Annotated in this window: 18 protein-coding genes and 1 other RNA gene; 7 read left to right on the top strand and 12 right to left on the bottom strand. The window is 51.1% G+C overall.

The features are described from left to right. Window positions 1–6: 6 nt before the first annotated feature. The 10 genes from murD to rnpB form a co-directional block, all read right to left on the bottom strand. Entirely contained in the window at window positions 7–1,512 is a 1,506-nt protein-coding gene (gene murD, locus AC1RVX_RS12025) for a UDP-N-acetylmuramoyl-L-alanine--D-glutamate ligase (protein WP_493216832.1), read from the bottom strand. A gap of 88 nt (window positions 1,513–1,600) precedes the next feature. Continuing rightward, the gene (gene mraY / locus AC1RVX_RS12020; RefSeq protein ID WP_493216831.1) at window positions 1,601–2,770 is read right to left on the bottom strand and encodes a phospho-N-acetylmuramoyl-pentapeptide-transferase; all 1,170 of its coding nucleotides are present in this window, start codon (window positions 2,768–2,770) and stop codon (window positions 1,601–1,603) included. 1 nt (window position 2,771) lies between these two features. Next, window positions 2,772–4,172, bottom strand: coding sequence for a UDP-N-acetylmuramoyl-tripeptide--D-alanyl-D-alanine ligase (locus AC1RVX_RS12015; RefSeq protein ID WP_493216830.1), 1,401 nt, complete (start codon window positions 4,170–4,172; stop codon window positions 2,772–2,774). Beyond that, window positions 4,172–5,698, bottom strand: a complete 1,527-nt coding sequence (locus AC1RVX_RS12010) for a UDP-N-acetylmuramoyl-L-alanyl-D-glutamate--2,6-diaminopimelate ligase (RefSeq protein ID WP_493216829.1) — start codon at window positions 5,696–5,698, stop codon at window positions 4,172–4,174. Before AC1RVX_RS12010 ends, AC1RVX_RS12015 begins: the two co-directional genes overlap by 1 nt. Further along, on the bottom strand, window positions 5,698–7,461 hold the full coding sequence (locus AC1RVX_RS12005) for a peptidoglycan D,D-transpeptidase FtsI family protein (protein WP_493216828.1): 1,764 nt from the start codon (window positions 7,459–7,461) through the stop codon (window positions 5,698–5,700). The genes AC1RVX_RS12010 and AC1RVX_RS12005 overlap by 1 nt, the downstream gene beginning before the upstream one ends. Next, window positions 7,458–7,733, bottom strand: a complete 276-nt coding sequence (gene ftsL, locus AC1RVX_RS12000; protein WP_493216827.1) for a cell division protein FtsL — start codon at window positions 7,731–7,733, stop codon at window positions 7,458–7,460. Before ftsL ends, AC1RVX_RS12005 begins: the two co-directional genes overlap by 4 nt. Then, window positions 7,730–8,686 (bottom strand): 16S rRNA (cytosine(1402)-N(4))-methyltransferase RsmH, encoded by a 957-nt coding sequence (gene rsmH / locus AC1RVX_RS11995; protein ID WP_493216826.1) that lies wholly within the window; start codon window positions 8,684–8,686, stop codon window positions 7,730–7,732. The genes ftsL and rsmH overlap by 4 nt, the downstream gene beginning before the upstream one ends. 9 nt (window positions 8,687–8,695) lie before the next feature. Next, on the bottom strand, window positions 8,696–9,124 hold the full coding sequence (gene mraZ, locus AC1RVX_RS11990) for a division/cell wall cluster transcriptional repressor MraZ (RefSeq protein WP_493216825.1): 429 nt from the start codon (window positions 9,122–9,124) through the stop codon (window positions 8,696–8,698). Between the two features lie 580 nt (window positions 9,125–9,704). After that, window positions 9,705–12,797, bottom strand: coding sequence for a bifunctional diguanylate cyclase/phosphodiesterase (locus AC1RVX_RS11985; RefSeq protein WP_493216824.1), 3,093 nt, complete (start codon window positions 12,795–12,797; stop codon window positions 9,705–9,707). Window positions 12,798–13,149: 352 nt separating this feature from the next. Next, window positions 13,150–13,501: RNase P RNA component class A (gene rnpB / locus AC1RVX_RS11980), an RNA gene on the bottom strand. Window positions 13,502–13,612: 111 nt separating this feature from the next. Here rnpB and AC1RVX_RS11975 point away from each other — a divergent pair. The 7 genes from AC1RVX_RS11975 to AC1RVX_RS11945 all read left to right on the top strand — a co-directional run bounded on the left by AC1RVX_RS11975 (window position 13,613) and on the right by AC1RVX_RS11945 (window position 21,710). Then, the gene (locus AC1RVX_RS11975) at window positions 13,613–15,310 is read left to right on the top strand and encodes a thiamine pyrophosphate-binding protein (protein WP_493216823.1); all 1,698 of its coding nucleotides are present in this window, start codon (window positions 13,613–13,615) and stop codon (window positions 15,308–15,310) included. A gap of 214 nt (window positions 15,311–15,524) precedes the next feature. After that, complete coding sequence (locus tag AC1RVX_RS11970) at window positions 15,525–15,959, top strand: hypothetical protein (RefSeq protein ID WP_493216822.1); 435 nt, start codon at window positions 15,525–15,527, stop codon at window positions 15,957–15,959. A 54-nt stretch (window positions 15,960–16,013) separates the two neighbouring features. Beyond that, window positions 16,014–16,676 carry a GNAT family N-acetyltransferase gene (locus AC1RVX_RS11965; RefSeq protein WP_493216821.1) on the top strand — a complete coding sequence of 221 codons (663 nt, stop codon included), beginning with the start codon at window positions 16,014–16,016 and terminating at the stop codon, window positions 16,674–16,676. 282 nt (window positions 16,677–16,958) lie between these two features. Continuing rightward, complete coding sequence (locus tag AC1RVX_RS11960; RefSeq protein ID WP_493216820.1) at window positions 16,959–17,297, top strand: low molecular weight protein tyrosine phosphatase family protein; 339 nt, start codon at window positions 16,959–16,961, stop codon at window positions 17,295–17,297. Between the two features lie 267 nt (window positions 17,298–17,564). Next, on the top strand, window positions 17,565–17,990 hold the full coding sequence (locus tag AC1RVX_RS11955) for a response regulator (RefSeq protein ID WP_493216819.1): 426 nt from the start codon (window positions 17,565–17,567) through the stop codon (window positions 17,988–17,990). 101 nt (window positions 17,991–18,091) lie between these two features. Beyond that, window positions 18,092–19,864, top strand: a complete 1,773-nt coding sequence (locus AC1RVX_RS11950; protein WP_493216818.1) for a putative bifunctional diguanylate cyclase/phosphodiesterase — start codon at window positions 18,092–18,094, stop codon at window positions 19,862–19,864. Continuing rightward, window positions 19,842–21,710, top strand: coding sequence for a PAS domain S-box protein (locus AC1RVX_RS11945; RefSeq protein WP_493216817.1), 1,869 nt, complete (start codon window positions 19,842–19,844; stop codon window positions 21,708–21,710). The genes AC1RVX_RS11950 and AC1RVX_RS11945 overlap by 23 nt, the downstream gene beginning before the upstream one ends. 130 nt (window positions 21,711–21,840) lie before the next feature. On the opposite strand, the gene AC1RVX_RS11940 is transcribed toward AC1RVX_RS11945, so the two are convergent. Both AC1RVX_RS11940 and AC1RVX_RS11935 read right to left on the bottom strand, forming a co-directional pair. Continuing rightward, window positions 21,841–22,863 carry a tetratricopeptide repeat protein gene (locus tag AC1RVX_RS11940; protein WP_493216816.1) on the bottom strand — a complete coding sequence of 341 codons (1,023 nt, stop codon included), beginning with the start codon at window positions 22,861–22,863 and terminating at the stop codon, window positions 21,841–21,843. A 45-nt stretch (window positions 22,864–22,908) separates the two neighbouring features. Further along, window positions 22,909–24,717, bottom strand: coding sequence for a tetratricopeptide repeat protein (locus tag AC1RVX_RS11935; RefSeq protein WP_493216815.1), 1,809 nt, complete (start codon window positions 24,715–24,717; stop codon window positions 22,909–22,911). Window positions 24,718–24,821: the final 104 nt, after the last annotated feature.

Below are 24,821 nucleotides of genomic sequence, written 5' to 3'. Positions count from 1 at the left end.
GTCTCATCAGCACACCTCTCCCCGGGCCAATGCAATTTCACGTACCGCATCCACAAATACCTGGGCACGGTGAGCATAATTGCGGAACATGTCAAGGCTGGCGCAGGCTGGTGACAGCAAGACGATATCGCCATCAACAGCGATTTCAGCAGCGGCCTGTACTGCCATTTCCAGGCTGACGACATCATGCAAAGCAACGTTGGTAACTGCCAGTGCCTGCTGCAATTCTTGTTTGGCCTTGCCGATCAGGATAACGGTCTTGGTGTAGCGTTCCACTGGGTCTGCCAATGGAGAAAAATCCTGCCCCTTGCCTTCGCCACCGGCAATCAGGATGATGCGTTTGTGCAAGGCCTCAGATTGTTGCCCCAAACCTTTCAATGCTGCCACGGTAGCACCAACATTTGTGCCTTTGCTGTCATCAATGTAATCAACACCTGCCACTTGGGCAACCTGTTCGACACGGTGCGGTTCACCTTTGTAATCACGCAAGCCGTGCAGCAAAGGTGCAAATGACAAGCCTATGCCACGGCACAAAGCCAGCGCAGCCAAAGCATTCGCGGCATTATGCTGGCCACGTATTTGCAAGGCATCGGTCGGCATCAGGCGGGTGACCATGGTAGGAATTTCTTCCACTTCTTTTTTCTTGCGACGGCTATTTGTCACGACGGGCGCATCTTCAGCGGCATTGGCGACAGCCAGCCAGCCCATGCCATGTTCATTCAACAGACCCAGGTCGGCCAGATGCTTAGGTGCATCCACACCAAAGCTGACAGCATTACCGTGGGTTTTGGCCATAGACATGACCAGCGCATCATCACGGTTCAATACCTGCAAAGTCTGTTCGCCAAAAATACGTGCCTTGTCGGCGCAGTAGGCTTGCATGCTGCCATGCCAGTCCAGGTGATCCTGGGTGATATTCAATACGGTGGCGACATCCGCTTGCAGGCTATGCGTCGTATGCAACTGGAAGCTGGACAGTTCCAGCACCCAGACCTGAGGCAAGGCATCCTGTTCCAGACATTCCCTTAATACATCCAATACTGCCGGGCTGATATTGCCTGCCACTTTAACAGTCAGGCCGGCACGTTCCACCAGCAAACCGACCAGACTGGTCACGGTAGTTTTGCCATTGGTACCAGTGATGGCGATGACTTTGGGTTGATAATCGCGTTCTGCCTTCAATGCCAGCAGAGCCTGGGCAAACAATTCAATTTCACCCCAGACCGGTATGGATTTTTCATTGGCAGCGGGCAGCAAGTCTTGCAGTTCGCGCAATGGCGACAGGCCAGGACTGACGGTCACGAGATCAATATCGTCCAGCAAAGTGCTGCTGAAGGCTGCGCCAATAAATTCGATCTGGTCTGAAAGTGCCTGCAACTGAGTCAACCTGTCCGGGGTTTCACGGGTATCGGCAACACGCAGGCGCGCGCCGGCGCGCAGCAGCCATTGCGCCATTGCCAGCCCGGTTTCACCCAGGCCCAGAACCAAGACATGTTTTCCCGAAAAATCCATAACCACTATTTCTATCAATCAAAACAAACTACAAACTTCTGATACACCACACACAATCAGTGCATGGCACAAAAACCTAGTGCAATACTTAACGCAACTTCAGTGAAGACAAACCCAGCAAGACCAGCAGCATGGTGATGATCCAGAAACGCACGACGACCTGGGTTTCCTTCCATCCCTTCTTTTCAAAATGATGATGCAGTGGTGCCATCAAGAACAGGCGGCGACCTTCGCCATATTTTTTCTTGGTGTACTTGAAATACGATACCTGCAACATGACTGACAATGTCTCAGCGACAAAAATACCGCCCATGATGAACAAGACAATTTCCTGCCTGACAATGACGGCAATCGTGCCCAGCGCACCACCCAGTGCCAGTGCGCCAACGTCGCCCATGAACACTTGAGCCGGATGGGCATTGAACCAGAGGAAGGCCAGACCAGCACCTGCCATCGCACCACAGAAAATCAGCAATTCGCCAGCGCCGGGTATATGCGGTATCAACAGGTATTTGGCATAGCCAACATTCCCTGTCAGATAAGCAAACAGCCCCAGGGCGGACCCCACCATGATGGTAGGCATGATGGCCAGGCCATCCAGACCATCAGTAAAGTTGACTGCATTACTGGTGCCGACTATTACACAATAGGTCAGGCCGATAAAACCCCAGACACCGAGCGGGTAGCTGACCGATTTAAAGAAGGGCACGATCAAATCTGCTTTCGGCGGCAAATCCATATTAAAACCGGACTGCACCCACGCAATAAACAATTCCAGCACTTTGGAATTGCTGGGAGCAGACACTGAAAACGCCAGGTAAAAAGCCGCTATCAGGCCGATCAGGGATTGCCAGAAATATTTTTCGCGCGAGCGCATGCCTTCCGGGTCTTTATGGACGACCTTGCGATAGTCATCTACCCAGCCAACAGCACCATAACCCAGCGTAACAATCATCACGACCCAGATAAAGCGGTTACTCAAATCACCCCACAACAGGGTGGAAATGCCGATGGAAATCAACACCAATACCCCACCCATGGTCGGGGTACCAGATTTGACCAGATGTGTTTCCATGCCATAGCTGCGCACAGCCTGACCTACCTTCATGCGGGTCAACATGCGTATCACTGCAGGACCGGCAAAAATACCTATCGAGATGGCCGTCATTGTGGCGAATACTGCGCGAAAGGTAATAAACCCGAAGACGCGCAGCCAGCCTATATCTTGTTTGAAAAGTTCAGCCAACCAGAGCAACATGCTAATGATTCCCTATTGTTTTTTGTTGTAATGTTTTTGTTTCGCTTGCTGCCTGCAGATGTGCTACTGCTCTTTCCATTTTCATGAAACGGGAGCCCTTCACCAGCACCGTGACATCTGCCGCCAGTTGTTTATCCAGCGCCTCGCATAAGGCGTCCATGCTGGCGAAATGCTGGGCATCTGCACCATAAGCGCTGGCGGTATGTGCCACCAGTTCACCCAGCAATAACAGTCTCGGTATACCGCGCTGGCGGGCATAGTCACCAATTTCATGGTGGAATTGCGCGCCGTTTTCGCCGACTTCCCCCATATCGCCCAATACCAGCATGGTTGGGCCAGTGATCTGCGCCAGCACATCAATCGCGGCACGGACTGAATCCGGGTTGGCGTTATAACTGTCATCAATGACTGTTGCGCCACATGCGGCTTGCTTGCGTTGCAGGCGACCATTCACCGGAGCAAAATTTTCCAGCCCTGCGACGATGGCAGCATTGCTCACACCGATCGCATGGCAGCAAGCTGCTGCTGCCAGCGCATTCAACACATTGTGTTTGCCTGCTGCATTCAAACGCACGGACAGGGGCTGCCCTGCCAGCAGCATTTGCAGATCACTGCCAAACACGCTGGGCGTATAGGTAGCCTGTACATCGGCATCGGCCGACAAGCCGAAAGTCAGGGTTTTACGCTGACCAATTTCCGACGCAAAGGATTGCCACAAGGCGCTATATTCATCATCGGCAGGGAATACGGCCACACCGGCATCAGGCAAAGCCTGGATGGCGACACCATTTTCTCTTGCGACGGCTTCCACAGTCTGCATGAATTCCTGGTGTTCGCGCTGTGCATTGTTGACCAGTGCCACGCCAGGCATGGCGGCAAACGCCAGCAAGGCGATCTCGCCCGGATGGTTCATGCCCATTTCTATGACGGCGGCCTGGTGGCCGGCATGCAATTGCATGACCGTCAGCGGTACGCCAATTTCATTGTTCAGGTTACCGCTGGTCGCCAGTCTGCCATCCTGCCCAAAAGCTGCTGCCAGGATGGAGGCGATCATTTCCTTGACGGTGGTCTTGCCATTGCTGCCGGTCACACCAATGACAGGCAGGTTAAATTGCTGACGCCAGAAACGTGCTACCTCGGCCAGGGCCAGTTTGGTGTCAGGTACCACCAGTGCTGGCAAGGAAAATCCCGCAGGCAGAGCTTCAGCAATGACTGCTGCCGCACCAGCCGCTGCAACCTGGGGCAGGAAATCATGTGCATCAAAATTTTCGCCGCGCAAGGCAACGAACACATCACCTGCGCGTATCTTGCGGCTGTCTGTGGTCAAACCGGTGATGGCGGCATTGCCTTGCAGGCTTGCACCTTTGATCGCCGGCAACAGATCATGCAGGGAAAATTGCATCAGCTTCCCCTCTTCATATTGCCGCTGGTGGCGACCGTCGCCAAAGCCAGGGCCGCATGTTCTTCATCAGAAAATGGCCATTTTTTGCCATTGATATCCTGATAGGTTTCATGTCCTTTACCGGCCAGCAAAACCACATCATGATGGTCTGCATGTTTAATCGCGTACAGGATGGCATTCGCCCGGTCTTCTATCACTTGCGGCGTACCGTTCATGCCTTTGAGGATGTCCTGAATAATCGCAGTCGGATCTTCGCTACGCGGGTTATCGCTGGTCACCACGACATGGCTGGCACTTTCGGCGATCTTGCCCATTTGCGGACGCTTGCCGGGGTCACGGTCACCGCCGCAGCCAAAGACACACCACAGTTTGCCATCTCTTTCCTGGGCAACCTGTTGCAATGCTTCCAGGGTTTTTTCCAGTGCATCTGGCGTATGAGCATAATCAATGACCACCATCACATGCCCTGCGGTACCCAGCAATTGCATGCGGCCCGGCACCGGATTGAGTTTTTCTATGATGGACACAGCCTTGTTCCAGGCCACACCTTTACCCAGCAATACCGCCATCACGGCCAGGATATTGCTGACATTGAATTTGCCTATCAACTGGGTCTTGACCAGACCGGAACCATAGGGCGATTCGAGATGAAAACTGGTACCAGCGTAATTGGTTTTCAGATTACTGGCCGTCAGCACCTCGATGCCGGGAACACTATTTTTTTCCAGGCTGTAACCGATGATGCGGGTAGTAGCCCGGGATGCCTGCACCCGCTCGACCAGTTGCAAGCCAAATGCATCGTCCAGATTGACTACAGCCATACCCAGATCCGGCCAGTCAAAAAGACTGGCCTTGGATTCGGCATAAGTTGCCATATCACCGTGATAGTCAAGATGATCACGCGTCAGGTTGGTCAACACTGCGACATCAAAATGCAAGCCATTTAATCGCCCTTGATGCAGACCTATGGAAGAGGCCTCGATAGCAAGTGCCTGTGCGCCATCCTGTTTAAGCTGCGCAATTTTCTGTTGCAGGCCGATGGCATCCGGCGTGGTGTAGCCAGTTTCTACCAACTGCCCTGTCGCGCCATTATTGTAGATGCCTGTGCCCAGGGTACCAATCACGGCAGACGGTGTCCCGTTCAAGGACAGCGCGCGGGCTATCCATTGTGAACAGGAGGTCTTGCCATTGGTGCCAGTCACGGCAACATTGAACCAGTCAGTGTCAGCCTGGCCATGCCATGCGTGCGCGACCGGTCCTGCCAGGGTCAGCAGGTTTTCTACGGCAAGGTGAGGAACAGCAATGCTATCATCCCAGGCAAAGTTATCCGCTTCATACACCACAGCGATGGCACCGTTGGCCACAGCATGGGCGATATGCTGCCGCCCATCATTGATAGAGGTACGCAGGGCGAAAAATATATCGCCTTTATTTACGTTGCGCGAGTCTGAGCTCAACTGCGCCTCGGGCGCAACTTGTTTCAGCCAGTCCAGCAATTCATTCATAGTTATTTTTTTGTTAGTCATCACATACTTTCCTGTACGCTATTGTCAGGAATAATATTGACGACTGATGAGTCTGGCGGTATGTTCATCGACCGCAAAATATTGGCCGTAATTGCCGCAAAAACCGGGGCGGCGACGGTGCCGCCGTAATAGCCACCAACGGTGGGCTCATCGATCATGACGGCCACAATCACACGCGGATTGGAGACTGGTGCAAAACCAATAAAGTCACCAATGTATTTGTTCACATAGCGTCCACCTTCCAACTTGTGGGCGGTGCCAGTCTTGCCCGCAACACGGTAACCAGCTATACGCGCCTGAGTGGCAGTGCCACCAGGTTCGGTAACGGATTCCATCATTGCGCGCATTTGTCTTGCTGTCTTTTCGGAAATGACACGAGACCCAGTCGGGGTCTCAGCAGATTTTTGGAAGGTCAGCGGTATCATGTCGCCATCCCTGGCGAATATCATGTAGGACCTGGCCATCTGTATCAGCGAAACGGAAATACCGTGACCATAGCTCATGGTGGCTTGTTCAATCGGACGCCAGCTCTTGAAGTTGCGCAGGCGACCAGCAACCGCTCCGGGGAAACCAAATTTCGGTTGCTGCCCAAACCCTACTGTCGTAAACATTTCCCACATTTCTTGCGGTGGCATTTGCAAAGCCATCTTGGCCGTGCCGATGTTCGAGGATTTCTGTATCACCTGGGCAACCGACAGCATGCCCTGCTTATGGGCATCATGAATCAATGCAGGGCCGATCGCCATCACACCTGGGGCTGTCTGTATCAGGGTATCTGGGGTAACCCGTCCTGACTCCAGCGCCAATGAGACCGTGATGGGTTTCATGGTCGAGCCTGGTTCAAAGGTATCGGTCATGACACGGTTGCGCAATTGCGCGCCCGTCAGTACTGACCTGTCATTCGGGTTATAGGTAGGCAGATTGACCAGCGCCAGTACTTCACCGGTTTTCACATCCAGTACCACAGCGCCACCAGCTTTTGCCTTGTGTTTTTCTACCGCTTCTTTCAAGTGAGTGAAAGCGATGTACTGTATCTTGCTGTCTATCGACAGGGTCAGGTCTTTGCCGTCATGTGGTTCGCGTACGGCTTGTATATCTTCAACGATATGGCCCAATCTGTCCTTGATGACACGACGGCTGCCGGTTTTACCTGCCAAGTCCTTTTCAGAAGCCAGTTCTATACCTTCCTGGCCAATATCTTCCACATTGGTAAAGCCGACCACATGCGCCATGACTTCGCCTTCAGGATAGAAACGCTTGTATTCTTTGCGGGTTTCTATACCGGGGATGCCAAGGGCCACAACCTTGTCGGACACCTCTGTTTCCACCTGACGTTTCAGGTACACAAACTGACGGTCAGAATCGAGCTTCTTGCGCAACTCAGTTTCTGTCATGTCCAGCAGCTGGGCGAGTTGCTGGATTTTTTCTTTTGGTGCTTCCAGCACATCCTCGGGAATGGCCCAGATGGCTTTGACCGGTACAGACGACGCCAGTACCTGGCCATTGCGGTCAATAATCTTGCCACGGGTAGCTGGCAATTCCAGCGTGCGGGCATAGCGATTGGCCCCCTGTTGCTTCAGAAAGTCATTGGTAAACCCCTGCAAATACAGGGCCTTGGCAATCAGGGCAATGAAGGCAGCAAACAACAGAAAGAGAATAAAACGGGAACGCCAGGTCGGCAGCTTGACATCCAGCACCGGGCTGGATGAAAAGGCGACACCGCGTGCAGCGGCTGTACGTGGGGTGTTGGCAGTACGACTCATTTTCCCTCCACCGCTTTCAGGTATTGCGTACGTTCAGGCGTCACCGCCACCATATCCAGTTCACGTACGGCTGTCGCTTCTATACGAGAGTGTTTGCCATAAGTGGACTGATCAAGTTTGAGTTGCGTCCATTGCAATTCATATTGTTTGGTAAGGCTTTGCTCTCTTTCCAGTTCGATAAACAGGTGACGTGCCTGATACTGGGAATTAATCAGCGACAGGGCACAGGCAATCAATGCCGCCGCCAGTATGATGTTGAGGCGGGTACTCATACTGCCTCCGGCAAACGTTCAGCAACCCGCAGGATGGCTGACCTGGCACGCGGATTGGCACTTACTTCCGCCTCGGACGGTTTGATGCGGTTCAACAGCCGCATTTGCGGCTGCGGTAAATCTGCGTGACGGATGGGCAGACGACGATCAGGCTGCTCCATTTTCACTTTGGAAGCGAAAAACTGCTTCACTATCCGGTCTTCCAGTGAATGAAAGCTGATCACCGACATGCGCCCATGCGGTGCCAATGCTGCATACGCTGCCGCCAGCCCTATTTCGAGATCTTCAAGTTCCTGATTGATGAAAATCCGTATAGCCTGAAAGGTGCGAGTTGCCGGGTCTTTACCCTTCTCGCGAGTTTTGACGGCGTGTGCGACGATTTCTGCGAGCTGTCGTGTTCCACGAATGGGCTCTGCCTGCCGGCGAGCAACAATCGCCTTTGCAATCTGAAAAGCAAACCGTTCTTCCCCATAATCTTTTATAACCTCCGTAATTTGTTGCTCTTCGGCAGTCTCCAGCCATTCGGCTGCGGAAATGCCCCGCGTGGTATCCATGCGCATGTCCAGCGGACCGTCTGACCGGAAGCTAAAGCCCCTGCTAGCGTCATCCACCTGGGGAGATGAAATGCCCAAATCCATCAAAATGCCGTCGACCTTGCCAACACCACAGTCCGGCAAAGCCTGGTCTATGGTGGCAAAACTGTCATGCACTATATGGAAACGCGTATCCTGAATTTCTGCCGCGCTGGCGATGGCCTGGGTGTCCTTGTCAAAGGCAATCAGGCGGCCATCGGCGGCCAGTTGCGACAGGATCAGGCGACTATGCCCACCACGGCCAAAGGTGCCGTCTACATAAATTCCGCTGGCACGCTGACCCGTGATGCCTAAGGCATCTACAGCCTCATGCAATAGCACTGTCTGGTGCGTAAAATCTGCCGCTTGCTGAATACTCATTGCCCGCGATCAGAAAGAAAAATTGTTTAATACATCAGGAGCGCCGCCAGCAATGGCCTTCGCTTCGCTTTCTGCCAGCTTGCCGGCGTCCCAAATCTCGAAATGGCTGCCCATGCCCAACAGCATGACATCACGCTGCATGCCAACGGCATTACGCAATTCAGGTGCGACCAGAATACGGCCAGCGCTGTCCATTTCCACATCAAAGGCATTACCAAGAAAAATACGTTTCCAGTCACGCGCCTGAATAGGCCAGGCGGCGATTTGCTCACGGTGGGATTCCCATGTAGGGCGCGGGAACAACAGCAGACATCCGTCAGGGTGGCGAGTCAGTGTGATACGGCCTTCACATTGCACATTGAGCGCGTCACGATGCCGGGCAGGAATGGACATTCTGCCTTTTGCATCGAGATTGAGTGAGGATGCCCCCTGAAACACGCTGTCTACCTTTACCCTGAAAACCTGTCGTACCGATTGATCTTAAAAACTCAGTTTGGAATTAAGTCTGGAATGTAAGCGAATTCGGGATATTTGTTCCACAAAATTACACTTTTTCACACTATTGCCCACTTTAGAGGATGACTTGAGCGTGGTCAAGCACATTTCGGAGGTAAATTTGGAAATTCTCTAATGAAGTCAATGACTTAGCGCAACTACTTGAGGTAGCGTCTTTCTAATTTATCCTGATAAATTAGAGACTTACGAAGTATAGTGAAAGTAGCATCTCACATATAACCATGTGTTTGCCTGCTGATACCGTAATGAAACGGTGTGAGGCAAGTAAAAATGCTGCAAAGAAAGGGAGCTTGTCTGAAATAAAACTTTCCACCAACAAAACGAGACCAAAACCAAAACGCCCGGCATTATCATATAAAGTGCAAGATACTGCCAGCAAGAGCTATTATCTTGCGAAAATGACCAAACAGAAATGGTGACTTGCTGTCAATCCATGTCAACCTGACATGAACGCGTCGAGACGGTACCGCAGCATCACTGGCTGCTCAAGCATGCGGTAAACCTAGCTGCCTGGCATACCCAGTCTGGCCTGGCGCTGCAGTAGCTGTAGAAATTCCTTGTCTGACACAGCCTTGCTGAAGTAAAACCCCTGGTATTCGTCACACTTGCATTCTCGCAAAGTGGCAAGCTGTATGGCCGAATCCACCCCCTCGGCAATTACCTTGATACCCAGTGTATGGGCCATGGCGACGATAGCCATGACGATGGCCGTATCATTTGGATCGTCCGGGATATCCTTGATGAAGGAACGGTCCACCTTGACGCTATCAACCGGGAAACGTTTGAGGTAAGCCAGCGAAGAATATCCTGTACCAAAATCATCAATTGACAGTGTGAAGCCCGCTTCCTTGAGACCATCCATCAAACCTATCGCCTGCTCACGATTGTGCATGACCATGCTTTCGGTAATTTCAAACTCGATGGAATTTGAGGGTACGCGCCAAAAATCCACGACACTTTTGACATCGTCAAGCATATGCGCATCATTGAACTGAGCGCCTGACAAATTGACGGCAACCCGTCCAAAATCTTTGTCCACGGCCCTGAAACTAAGTATATCGCGACAGGCAATGTCCAGTACCAACATGCCGAGACGGGCCACCAATCCAGCTTCCTCTGCCAGGGCAATAAAATCTACCGGTGACAACAGCCCTCGCTCTGGGTGACTCCAACGTACCAGCGCTTCCGCACCAACTATCCTGCCACTGATGACATCCAGCTTGGGTTGATAGTGGACGACAAATTCCCGTCGCTCCAAAGCTTTGCGTAATCGCGCTTCGAATGCCAGTCTTTCCACGGTATGAGTATTCATTTCCGATGCATAAAACTGGTAATTATCCTTGCCCTTGTTTTTTGCCCGGTACATGGCAATATCAGCATTTTTCAACAGAGTCTGGGCATCCTTGCCATCCGCCGGGAAGGTGGCGATACCGATACTGGCGCTTAACTGACATTCCTGTCCATTGATTTCAAAAGGTTGTGCCGCCTCAAACAAGAGCTTGTCGGCGACATCCCCCAAATCCCGTGCTTCGTTGAACTGGTCGATCAGCAGAATAAACTCATCCCCGCCGATTCTCGCAATGATGTCCGATTCACGCAGGCATAAACGGAAACTGCTGGCGACCATACGTAGCACATGATCGCCTTCATCATGCCCAAAGGTGTCATTAATGTTTTTAAAACGGTCCAGATCCAGGAATAACACGGCCAGTTGGCTACGGTTACGTTCGGCAACCGCCAGCGCACGGGATAAATGCTGGTTGTACAGGAAGCGGTTGGGCAGGCCAGTCAATTCATCATAATGAGCCAGTTGCAGGATTTTTCTTTCTGAACGCCTGCCTTCGATGGCGATACCCGCAATATCGACGGTGATACGTATCAGGCCCAGGTCTTTTTCGCTCAGGGCCTGTCTGCTATAAGAAAACAGGGTAAAACTGCCAAGTAACTGACCATTTTTACCGAAAATTGGTGAAGCGGCGCAAGAACCAAATTCATGTAAGGTTTCCACGTCATTGACGAACTGCATGGCCGGAGCATGCAAGAAATCAGGCAGATAGGCAGGTTTTGCAGTCAACACCACTTCAGACCAAACCCCGCTTCCATGCGTAACGGTCATGCCGGGTATCTGCTTGAGCAAAACATCCGGGAAACGGCTACCCGTTGCCTGGGCAAAACTGCGTCTGTCTTCCGACAGCAGTTGTATCCCACAGCGCCAGTGCGGGCAAAGTTTTTCGACAAACTGACTGATTGTTTCCAGGATGTAGGATAAATCCTCATCGCCACTCATCAATTGCAGTAACTGATTTTGCCCTTCCATGAGCAATTCAGTATATTTACGTGCATTCGTATCTCGTACTACACAAAATACCAGGACTTCGCCGTCGACCTCAACCCGGGTCAGGGAAATTTCATTGTATTGTATTTGCTCATTGCGGATGGTTGACCATTCGAAGCGTGGCGACTCGCCCTTGAATGCGCGATCAATCAAGGTCGTGACCAGCATATCCCGGTCACGGCTATCGATACCACTGACCTGCTGGATAACAGGCGAAAAGCTGCCCGCCCTTTGCCCGATCACGTCAGCCATGCTGTTCAATCCAAACAGAGCAATTGCCGCCGGATTGCAGTCCACATAAGTGTAATCACGCCCTATCAATAAAATGGCATCTTGCGCACTTTGAAACAGGTGGCGGTAGCGGCTTTCGCTAGCCAGCAGGCGACTTTTGGAATCGCGCAGATGCCGGATCTGCCACAGCAGCAGCAATGCCAAAAAGAAAATGAAACCCGCCGTCACCAGAGTCACAACGATTTTTTGCATCACTCTGGTATTCCAGTCCGCCAGGACAGTTTTCATTTCCCTTGAATACAGTAAGGTTAGTGGAAACTCGCTGATCTTGCGATAGCTGATCAGCAAGTTGCTTCCATCAACACTATCGTCCTTGATTGTGCCTTCAACAGATTTGCTCTGCCTTACTTGCCCGATAACCGATGCCGGAAAACCCTCGCCTCCATTGTCAGACCTGGTGATTTCAACTGTGCCAGTCAATATATTGCCGGACTCATCCAGTAAAGCTATCGTCGCTCTACCGGCCTGCGCGATACGTTCGTAAAAATCCTGGAAATAAGTCAGATCGACATCTATCTGTATCAGGCCAATCCGTTGATGCGTCAAGTCCAACAGGTTTTTTGCGACAGGCAGGACCCAGTGCCCGGTTTTGGCCAGCCGAAAGGGCTTGCCAAGAACGGCTTTGCTCACAGTGGGATTATCGAGGAGATATTTGAGATGACTAAGATCGTGCTGCGTTTCCGGTGGCATTTCTGCCTTATCACTGGACACCCAGTCTTTGCCGTTCAGATTGCGCAGGGAAATAGCATTGATAAATTTAGATTCCCGGCGCTGCCTGGTTAATATCTGGTGTATCCGGGCTTCATCATCTGCGAGCGGCCTGGACCCGTTCATCACCTCATCACTGACTACGTTGAGAGTCTGACGAGCGTCGCCCAAGACTTCACTGACATGCTCTTCAAGAATGCGGACAGCAAGAAAATTATTCTCTTGGGCAGCATTGATCGTCAGCGACTTATCTTGAGCCATTGACCACCAACTCTGCCCGATGATCGCCGCAGCGATCAGGCAAATGCATAACGCAAGGGCCAATATGGGCGCATTACGCTCTTTTCGAAAGCCACCAGTCTCCATGCTTATGCAATATATTGATTTAAAAACGTCAATTTGTTATTTGCATCCAGTGTACCACCGGCATTTTAAGAACAATGCCTTGCTTGCAAGAAATGATGTCTGATGGAGACAATCTGCGGCGAAATACCGATCGGACAGGGTATCAAGCGCCGCCATCTGTGCGAACCAGCACAGATGGTTAGAGATAGAGGGGGAAATTAAGGATTCAGCGGCTATATAAAAAAACCGCTGCACCGCAGCAAAGAAAAAATAAAGCAGGCCGGTAGGCCGGATTCTGTTACGGCATAAGGCATTGCTGCCGTCTGCTATGACAATCATTCCTCTAGGCGACGGATTACTCCGCCGCTCAAGCTTTCTACCCGCACGCTCCGCGAGCCACATCAACGCGTGCCTATTTGAAATTGCTCCGGGTGGAGGTTACCGCGTTTCACCGTAACTAAATACGCTCGTCTCTGTGGCCCTATTCCTCGTCTTATACCCTGGCTTGCACCCTGGTTTTCAACGTACGGCCGTTAGCCGTCACCCTGCTCTATGGAGTCCGGACCTTCCTCCCGTCGCCATGATGAATCATGGCAACCAGCGATTGTCTGGCCTGCTTCACACTCTATTTTACCTTACTAGCTGATAATTCAGTCCGAAACCCAGAATTACAATGCAAATTAAGCAGGCTTTCTGGTAGCGTAGTGTTTTTTCTTTTACCATTTTCTATCATGCTGAAATCTCGTTCGGGCGGTCAATTGATTGTGGATGCACTGCAAATCCACGGTGTCGATACCATATTCGGTGTACCTGGCGAAAGCTACCTCCCGGTGCTGGATGCACTGCATGACAGCCAGATACGTTTCATCATCAACCGGCAAGAAGGCGGCGCGGCTTTCATGGCCGATGCCTACGGAAAAATGACAGGCAGGCCAGGCATCTGCTTCGTCACACGTGGACCGGGTGCAACCAATGCCTCGATAGGTTTGCATACCGCCTACCAGGACTCGACACCGATGATTTTATTCATAGGTCAGGTCGGTAACGATTTTGTTGAGCGTGAAGCCTTTCAGGAAATTGATTATCGCCGCATGTTTGGGCAAATGGCAAAATGGGTGGCACAAATTGATCGTGCTGACCGCGTGCCAGAATATGTCGCCCGTGCCTTCCAGGTGGCCACCAGTGGCCGGCCTGGTCCGGTAGTGCTGGCCCTGCCAGAAGACATGCTGGCACAAGTTGCCACGGTGGCGGATACCCGTCATTACACGCCAATACAGGCATCAGCCTCGCCGCAGCAATTGGCGCAATTGCGCAATATGCTGACGGTTTCGCAGCGACCTGTAGTCCTGCTGGGTGGTACCGGCTGGGATGCCGCATCCTGCCAGCACATCAGTGAATTTGCAGTCAGTAATCACCTGCCGGTAGCCTGCACCTTCCGTTTTCAGGATTTGATGGACAACGCCCATCCGAATTACATCGGCGATGTGGGCATAGGTATCAACCCTAAACTGGCACAAAGAATCAGGGAAGCCGACCTGATCCTAGCAATCGGCCCACGCCTGGGTGAGATGACCACCAGCGGCTATACCTTGATGGATGCGCCGTCGCCAAAGCAAAAGCTGATTCATATCCATAGTGATGCACTGGAACTGGGTCGCGTTTACCAGGCTGACCTGATGATTAACAGTGGCATGAAAGAAATTGCTGAAGCCCTGGCAGAAATGGCCAGCCTGGATGCCGCCAGCAAGTGGCGTGCAAACGTTGGTGAAGCCAGGGCCGACCTGCAGGCATGGCAAACTGAACCGGCCATTTTTGCCAACGAAAACGCACCGCTGAACCTATGGCAAGTCGTGCAAGACCTTCAACAACAGACACCTGCAGACACCATCATCACCAATGGTGCCGGCAACTATGCGACCTGGGCACACCGTTACTTTTGTTACGGTGGTTTCCGTACCCAGTTGGCACCGACTTCCGGGTCCATGGGATATAGCGTGCCGGCAGGTGTTGCTGCCAAAATCATCGATCCGGAGCGTACTGTCGTCACCTTTGCAGGGGATGGCGAATACCTGATGAACGGTCAGGAACTGGCCACCGCCGTACAATACAAGGCCGGTGTCATCATCATCGTCTTTAACAACGGCATGTACGGCACCATACGCATGCATCAGGAAAAGGAATTCCCCGCGCGCGTTTCCGGCACCGAGCTACATAATCCTGATTTTGCAGCATTGGCACGTGCCTTTGGTGCCAGCGGAGAAGTCGTGAACACGACAGCGGAATTTGCACCAGCGCTGGAACGTGCACTGGCACATAGTCGCCAGCACAGTTTGCCAGCACTGGTTGAATTACGCTACGACGGCAACCTGATCACACCCGGTGCCACACTGGAAACCATGCGCAAAGTGGCACAGGACGCTGGTAAATAAAACTAATTTCATCGATAGAACCACCATAGGTTCCTTTCATAACGGGGGTTGGCAAGAGAAATGCCAGCCCAGTTGCCGGGTCAATCAGATATTGGCACTCTTCATTTAGTTGCTGTTACGACAACGAATAGTGTTATCATCTATATGTCAACATTCAGGGGCACCGACTTGTGCGCCCTTTCCATATCATTTCCATGCAAACGGATGCCAGACCATGAAATATGTGATTGCCGTATTTTTCTCTGTGATGACAAGCTGCAGTTTCGCCAATGATATGGCACTGATTGCGGGTAAATACCGGTATGAAAAATACGTTGTGACCATGGCCAATGGAAATGTCCTGTCATTGGCGAACATCGGCGTCAAAAGCATTAATGTGACATTCAACACCGATTCGACCGCGCTGATGGAAGCAAACATGCTGGACGGCAGAATCGTCAAAGAAAAAGCATTGATCAAGGAAATCAAGATCAAGGGTAACAAGGGCTATTGGATAGCCAAATGGTCAGACATCAATTACGACATCAGAGAAGACTTTTCCTTCCACGATGATGTTTTCGAATATGAGACCAAATTCCAGGACAAAAGCGACAAAGACCGCTACGGTGCAGTTGAGCGGGCCACATTGAAAAAATTACCTATTTTTTAATGCGCCTTTTGTCATTTGGAAGTTATTGCAAATAGTCCCTACTCATTAACCATCATGACAACAACAGACCAATTCAGCGAAAAGCAAAAGAATGAAATACTCAGTGCCTGGGTACACGGCTGGACTGTTTCACGCGGTACAGAGGCTGCATTTGCGCTGGCCGGTCACGGCTATAAAATCCATGTCGGCTTGCCTGGTCATCTGGAGCGCTATGTATTGCAGGGCCAGGCATTGTCCGCCATACAGTTGTTGGCACATGAGCTAAGCGCACCGGACACCTGGATCAAGGTCTGCGCCCCTGTGAATGAAATAGGGGCTTTGCTACCCCCACGCTGGAAGCTTAAACCCGCTGAATATCTGATGTGCAAAACCATTATTGAGCATATTGATGTCAAAGTACCCAGCGCCTATACAATACAGCTGGGCAGTGAAGAACAGGTGGTGAACATCAAGGCCGTTGGCCCTGATGGTCAAATTGCTGCTACAGGCAGAATGGCAGTGACTGGACACTACGCGATTTTTGATCAGATCGTAACGGAACCCTCGCACAGACGTAAAGGCCTGGGCAGATTGCTGATGCAGATATTAAGCAATCATGCATTTGCCAATCAGGTTGATACAGGCGTACTGGTCGCAACGGAAGATGGGCTTGCGCTCTACACTGCGCTGGGCTGGGCCCTGTGTTCACCGATGACAGCGGCGGTGATTACCGCCTGAAAATTGATAAGAACCTGTTGACGATCTGTAGCGAGCGTCAGCGGGGTCAGGCATGACTGCTTTTGATCAACAGGCACTCCCTGGCTTGCACCTGTTGCGCCCCGATGGCACACTTCAGTCAGTGCACAGACACAGAAACAGCTGAGATTGAACAACGAAGGTCACATGCGCGTCAGCACCGGCTCGTCAATGGAAAAATACCTGACACGGCTTTGTATAACTTGCTGCTGACTGAATGGCTGGCGAAGAGAAGATCATCCAGAATATTTACTGATAAGTCCGATGAATAGACCCATCCACATCCTTTTCGTTTGTAGCCGCAATCAGTGGCGCAGCCCTACGGCAGAGCAAGTCTGGCGCCGTCATCCCATGGTAGAGGCGCGCTCGGGCGGTACCAGCCCAAATGCCAGACACAAGGTTTCCATGCATGACATTCAGTGGGCCGATGCCATTTTTGTCATGGAAGAAAAACACAAGTCACGTTTGCTCGCCGAACATCGACAGGTGCTGAACGGCACCCCCATTCACGTGCTGGATATTCCGGACGAATATAAATATATGGATCCGGTGTTGGTTACTCAACTGCAAGCAGCTGTTGCTGACATCCTTGATCTTCCCTGATTAAGCCTCTTTCTACGTCACTTCCCTCATCATTTCGCGTTGACTTGTGACAGACAAGCATTGCCGGATGACGCCAAAAACACAAAAGTACAATAGCAAGATTGCACTATTCTTAATATTTGCATAATATGAATGTTAATTTGCTCATTTCAAGTTCTTGAAGCTGGCTGTTTTTATGTCGTGTTATAGAAATTACATTGCAATAATGTTTCCGTAAAGTACCATTTAACAGCACATGTCGGTGAAAGGCGTCCAATGACAGACAGCATGCCGCAAACCAAACCGGTCACGATACTCATCGTTGATGATGACGACGTCGACGTTCTGGGCATAGAACGCGCCCTGAAGAAATTAAAAATACTTAATCCCGTCGTACGCGCCCACGATGGGATTGAAGCATTGCAAATCTTGCGTGAGCCGAATGGCATAGCCCGCCCCTACCTGATTTTGCTCGACATCAATATGCCGCGCATGAATGGTCAGGAAATGTTGGCGGAATTAAGACGCGACAAAATATTGTCATCTGCCGTTGTATTTGTGCTGACCACTTCACAAGATGATCAGGATAAGGTTCTGGCGTACTCCAAAAATGTTGCCGGTTACATTGTCAAGCAACATGTAGGCGATGGATTCATGCATGTGATTGAGATGCTGGATCGTTACTGGCGTCTGGTCGAACTACCCATTGCCTGAAGGGGAGTGCACATGCTGACCAGAAAAACAAAAGAATTAACACTACGTAAATATGCGTGCTTGCCAGCGCATTTCACATTTACTTACCAGTGGGCTCAGTTATGTTGAATGCACCTTTACAAACGTCAACCTTGCAAATTCTGATCATTGATGATGATGAACTGGATCGTCGTTCTGTCATACGGGCGATGAAACAAGTACCGGTCAGCGTAACTATTGTAGAAGCCAGCAACGCACTGGATGGCTTGTTGAAAGCCAAGGCCACGCCATTTGACGTCATCTTGCTCGATTATCACTTACCTGACCGGGATGGTATAGAAGTACTTAAAAGCCTGCGTCTGGACAAGGTACATCACACGGCGATTATCATGCTGACCCATCAGGAGGATGTCACGCTGGCAGAACAGGCAATAGAAGCCGGTGCCCAGGATTTTTTGCTGAAAGAGGAAGTCAATGCACGCCGCCTGTTGCGTGCTGTGCATCAGGCACGCCATCGCCACAAGCTGGAAACCGAGCTCAACCGCAGTTACGACCAGCTACGCGAACTGGCAGAACACGACGCCCTGACCGGTCTGGCAAACCGCTATGATTTTGAACGTGCACTGGAATTTGCTGTCAGCCGGGCAAAGCGGGAAAACCTGCATGGCAAACTGGCCGTGCTGCTGCTCGATCTGGATCGCTTCAAAAATGTCAATGATACTTACGGCCATGCCATTGGGGATCAGTTGCTGGTCAAGGTGGCACGCAGGCTGGGGACCACAACCCGTGGCAGTGATCTGCTGGCAAGACTGGGCGGCGACGAATTCGTCGTGCTGGTCCAGGATATGGAAAGAGTGGATCAAGCCATTTTATTGGCGACCCGCATTGTTGACGCTTTCAAAAAACCGATATTGCTGGACGGCCTGGAATGGGACGTGACGATGAGCATAGGCATCGCCGTATTTGGTTCTTGCGCCAATGATGCCACCGAACTGATGAAATGTGCAGATATCGCCATGTATCGCGCCAAGCAGGAAGGACGCAACCAGAGCCATTTTTACTCAGACCAGTTACATCAGGCCGTGCGCCACCGCATGCATCTGGAGCGCGATCTGCGGCATGCATTAAAAAATAATCAGTTGCAAGTCTATTACCAGGCAAAAATCAATGCTCTGGACGGTAGCCTGGGTGGCATGGAAGCCCTGCTGCGCTGGCACCATCCACTGGAAGGCGTATTGGCTCCGGGTACTTTCCTACCCATGGCAGAAGAACTGGGATTGATGTTTGAAATTGACCAGTGGGTGATGCAAACTGCATGTATGCAGTTACAGCGCTGGCGTGATATGCCGCATCTGGATGCAAAAAACCTTTCAGTCGCTGTCAACGTCTCTGCCATACAGCTGCAAGGAGACAATCTACTGTCAACCGTAGATAGTGCGCTGGCCAACAGCGGCCTGGACCCGTTTTGCCTGGAACTGGAAATTACTGAAAACGCATTGATACGCGACCCGGAGCACGTTGCCAGTATCTTGTTGAAATTGGCTGCTAGAAAACTGAAATTGTCACTGGATGATTTTGGTACAGGTTATTCATCCTTTGGTCATCTTAGAAATTTTCCTATCCATATACTGAAAATAGACCAAAGCTTCGTAGCGGGTATAGGGCGTGGAGCGTCTCATGAACGTTTGCTCGCAGCCATGATTGCCTTCGCCAAAACCCTGGGTCTGACCTTGGTGGCAGAGGGCATAGAAACCGCTGAGCAAGTCAAGTTTTGCACCGATCGCGGCTGTGAACTTTTGCAAGGTTATTATTATTCACGTCCGATATCACCAGAGCAATTTGAAGCCAGTTTTTTAACCGGGAAATATCGCAATGATGCCAACAGACAGCAATGACGATAGCATCACAGGTACATCCAGTGACTTAACCGATGTGAGTCGCTTACAAGCGGCCATCGTCAGCAGCTCCGACGACGCTATTCTCGCCAGCAATTTGGAAGGCAAAATCATTAGTTGGAACAAGGCAGCCAGCCGGATATTTGGACATACCCTTGCAGAAGTGCTGGATCGACCATTCGCGCTACTTTTCCCTGAAGGACAGTTACCCGATCAAGCGACGCTGATCAAACTTTTACAGCAAGGCGCGCCGATAGGTCAATTTGAAACCATGCGCCGCTGCAAAGGTGGGGCGGAACTCCCTACACTGCTGACCATTTCCCCTCTCTGCGATCAGCAAGGCATACTCAGAGGCTTGTCGATGATCGTACGTGATTTTAGCGAAGGCTTTCGCATCGCAACCCGGCTGACGCAGAGCGAAAGACATTTTCGCCAGGTAGTTGACGCTGCGCCAAACGCCATGGTCATGATAGATGGCCGTGGCTTCATAGAAATGGTGAATGCACAGACAGAAATCATTTTTGGTTACAACCGGACAGAGTTGCTGGGCAAGCGCATAGAAATACTGATACCGGAGCGCTTTCGCAAACAACATCCCGGCTTACGTATGGATTATTTTGCCGTACCCACCACACGTGCCATGGGCAGCGGTCGTGATTTGTACGGTCTGCGAAAAGATGGGACCGAATTCCCGGTTGAAATTGGTCTGAACCCGATAGAAACTGCGGAAGGCGTCAAGGTACTGTCCGCCATTGTGGATATTTCTGAGCGAAAACGTCAGGAAGAACGTTTCCGCCTGGTAGTAGAAGCAGCCCCAAATGCCATGGTAATGATAGATAGTCGCGGTTATATAGAAATGGTAAATGCACAAACCGAGCAATTGTTTGGGTATGCCAGGGAAGAACTGCTGGGTCGCCCTATGGAAGTATTGCTGCCGGAACGTTTTCGCTCACAACATCCGGGTTTGCGTAGCGGTTATTTTGCTGCGCCCAGTACACGCGCCATGGGCAGTGGTCGTGATCTCTATGGCCTGCGCAAAGACGGCAGTGAATTTCAAGTCGAAATCGGCCTCAATCCCATACAGACTGCAGATGGCATCAAAGTATTATCCGCCATTGTCGATATTTCCGAGAGAAAACGTTTTACTGATGAACTGTCCAGACGCAACCAGGAATTGAATAATTTTGCTTACGTCGCCTCGCATGACCTGAAATCGCCTTTGCGTGGTGTCGATCAATTGGCCACCTGGCTTAGTGAAGATCTGGTCGGAAAAATGGATGCCGATACGGATGAACACCTGCGCCTGATGCGGGTTCGCATCAAACGTATGGAAAGGCTGCTGGACGATTTGCTTCTGTATTTTCGTGCCGGACAACTGGGTGGTTCCATAGAACATATTGATATCGCAGCACTGGTACGCGATGTATTTGAGCTATGCTGCGCAGAGCGGCAATTCAGTCTGCAGCTTGAAGGTGATTTTCCTGTTTGCCCAACACATAAAGTACCGCTGGAACTGGTATTTCGCAATTTGATCAGCAATGTAATCAAGCATCACGACAAAGGGGCAGGAAAAATCGTCGTCAGCGTTCGGCAGAATGAACATTTTTTTGAATTCGATGTGGCAGATGATGGCCCAGGCATAGCAGAAGAACACCGCGACCGCGTCTTCACTATGTTCCAGACCCTGCGCCCACGTGATGAAGTAGAAGGCAGTGGCATGGGCCTGGCTATCATCAAGAAAACCATAGAGTCACTGGGCGGAAGTGTTCACCTGACCAGCAATGATCCACGCGGCGCAATATTTAATTTTTCATGGCCACGCCAGGTAAGCAGGTATTTGTCATAAGACGGATCAAAAAGCCGCCTTGACCGGCAATTAGCATACGATCACCTTTGTCACCCATGCCGCCAAGATTGAGCTGGAGAGCTTCACCCTTCGTTTTGCCAGTTATCGATGACCTCAGCCAACATAGGGTTCAATTCTTTTCAGTTATAGACTTCTCTTTGAGCACTTCTTTGATCACCTCAGGCTGGGATTTTTTCGACGGCTCAGCTGAATTGTAAAGTGGTGGCTGTGTACCCACTACCCAATCATTGGCGATTTGCGTCGCCTTTTGAATATCTTCCGGCTTCATACGTATTGCCAGCCCAAACTTGAAACGGCTGGCACTACCCTGCAATTCCTTGTCAACATCAAGTTTCTCAGCAAGGGTGTAATACACATAGGCACGCATCAGATCGACAGGCAGTCCATTACCGTCACGGCACATGTTGCCCAGCCAGGCGTAAGCACGGGCATGGCTCTGTTGCGCAGCCTTCATCAGCCAGGATACTGCCTGATCGCTGTCCTTGAGTACTCCCTCGCCGGACAGGTATAGCGTGGCCAGATAAGTCTGTGCGGGCGCATAACCCTGCTGTGCTGCATAAGTCGCATAGATACCTGCAAGGCGCATGTTCACGCCAGTGCCTTCGCCCAGCGCATGCACGCGTGCCAAAGCAAAATTCGCTTCCGCATATTGCTGGTCCGTCGCCAGTTGCAGCCACTTGATGGCCAACGCATAGTCCTTGGGCACACCATCGCCGGTTTCATACAATATGCCCAAGGTGTATTGTGCTGCCGCATACCTGGACTCTGCCGCCCTGGTGTACCAAACCACAGCCTGTGTCATATTTTTTTCCAGGCCAACGCCACGCCTGTAGCCCTCAGCAAGATTAAATTGGGCTTTGAGCAAACCTGAAGCCGCCGCTTTGGCAAACCACTCCATCGCTGCTTTTTCATCCTTCATACCGGCCGCATCAGAGAGCAGCAAGACACCCAGGCCGAACTGGGCATTGGCATCACCAGCCTCAGCCAAAGCTGTCCATTCGCTCTGTGCCAGTTTGTAATTGCCCTGTCTGAACGCTTCTGTCCCGGCATCTGTCTTGGCTTGCGCAAGTGCATTTGCAGACAACAACAGGTGGCTTGCGATAAGAACGGCAATAATGACAGGCTTGAACATAAACGTTCGCTAAAATAAATGAGAGACCAGCAGTGTAAACTGAAGTTAGGCTGACGTGGGGCCAGATAAGCCATAGAGCGGGAATTCCCTATCCAACTCGTATCTGATATGTTCAATCACACTGTCCCAATTGGCTATCGTCGGCTGACGGAACAGGCGTGCGGTTGGATACCAGGGGCTGTCATTTCTGTCCAGCAGCCAGCGGAAATCCGGTGCGAAAGGCAGTAGTATCCAGACCGGTTTTCCCAATGCGCCTGCCAGGTGAGCGACTGAAGTATCAACGGTAATGACCAGGTCAAGATTGGCGATGACTGCGGCGGTTTCTGCAAAGTCGTTTAATTGTGGCCCCAGGTCAGTCACATTTTTCAAACCGGCCATAAATGGTGCATCCAGTGCCCTCACTTCTTTTTGTAATAAAAAGAAATGCCTGCTTCCATCCATGAGCAAAGTAGCCAGTCTTTGCAAATGTACAGACCTGTTTTTATCGTTGCGGAACAAGGGGTTGCCCGACCAGACCATGCCAATGCGCGGTCCTTGGAAATCACCCAACTGGTTTTCCCAATGTGTCACTCTTTCTTTTCCAGCCCGGAGATAGGGAACACTGGCAGGTATGGTTTCCAGCCTGGTGTTAAACGCCAGCGCCACATTCGACAAGGGGCAACAATAGTCAAACGAAGGCAAGATGTCTTCTTCACCCAAAACACCATCCACATTTGCCAGTGTACTGAGTAAAGACTTAAGTGAAGTATGCGCCTGCACATACACCCTTGCACCGAGCCTTTTGATTGGCTCTACATAGCGCACAAACTGTATGGTGTCGCCCAAACCCTGGTCGGCATATAGCAAGATGGATTTGCCGCGTATGTCACTATCATTGAGCCACAATGGCTGCTTGTATTCCGGGTGGCCGACTGCCGTATATCTGGCCAGGTCTTTGGTATCCTTCCAGCCAGACTCAAAATCACCGATCAAAAGAGAGGTCAATCCACGACCAAGGCGAGCCTCGATATAACCAGGGTTCAAGGTCAAAATCTGATTAAAACAGGCAATAGCTTCCTGATGCCTGTTCAGCACCAATAACAAGGTAGCCAACTTGTAATGCAAGTCCAGATCATCTGGTGCAGCCACAGTTGCCTGCTGACGCAATGCAACCGCCTTGTCGTACGCAGCATTGGCCTGCGCCACCTGGTTTTGTTTGAATAAGACAAAGCCCAGATTTTCAAGCACATCCGCATCATCCGGGCGCATCGCGAGTGCTTGTTGAAAGCAGGCAATCGCCAGTTCAAATTGCTGTTCGTCCTGGTAAATATTGCCAAGATAATTCTGGAAATCACAACGGTTGGGGTCGCTGGCAATACCCGCAATCAGAAATTGCTTTACCTGTTCCAACTTGCCTTGCAGGCTCATGTAACGACGCCAGTCCAGATAAGCGACATCAAAGTCTGGCATCAATTCAACAGCCTTCTGAAAATACTGACAGCCAGATTCCAGATCACCGCGCGACAGGATAGCCAGATTACCCAGCATGAAACAAGTATCAGCATTTTTGGGATCCAGCGCAAGCGCCTGCTTCAAACTTCTTTCAGCCTCATCCGCCTTACCTTGCTGCATCAGTACAAAACCGAGATTGCTATGCGCCTTGGCAAAATCCGGATCAATCACAATCGCCTTGCGATAGCAAGTTGCAGCCGATGCCATATCGCCTCTGGCAAGATGATCGTCACCCTGCTTCTTCAACTCTGCACCACTGGGCATAGCTGGCGGTGCGACATAAACCGGATGTGACGGTGCCTGCGGAACCTGCTCTTCAGGCTTGTCCACTGAAGTAAAGATTTGCTTAAGCCAGTTGAGCATGTCGGATGTCCTATTTTTAAAATTTGACCAGAATAGGGATTATAGAGATATTCTGAAAAACAGCAGGTGTATCTATATCAATCCCTCCAATCCAGTCACCTTAG

Source organism: Undibacterium sp. GW821-FHT11B02 (assembly GCF_058808955.1).
Note: the sequence above shows the minus strand (reverse complement) of the source record. Positions and strands in the feature narration are given on the sequence as shown.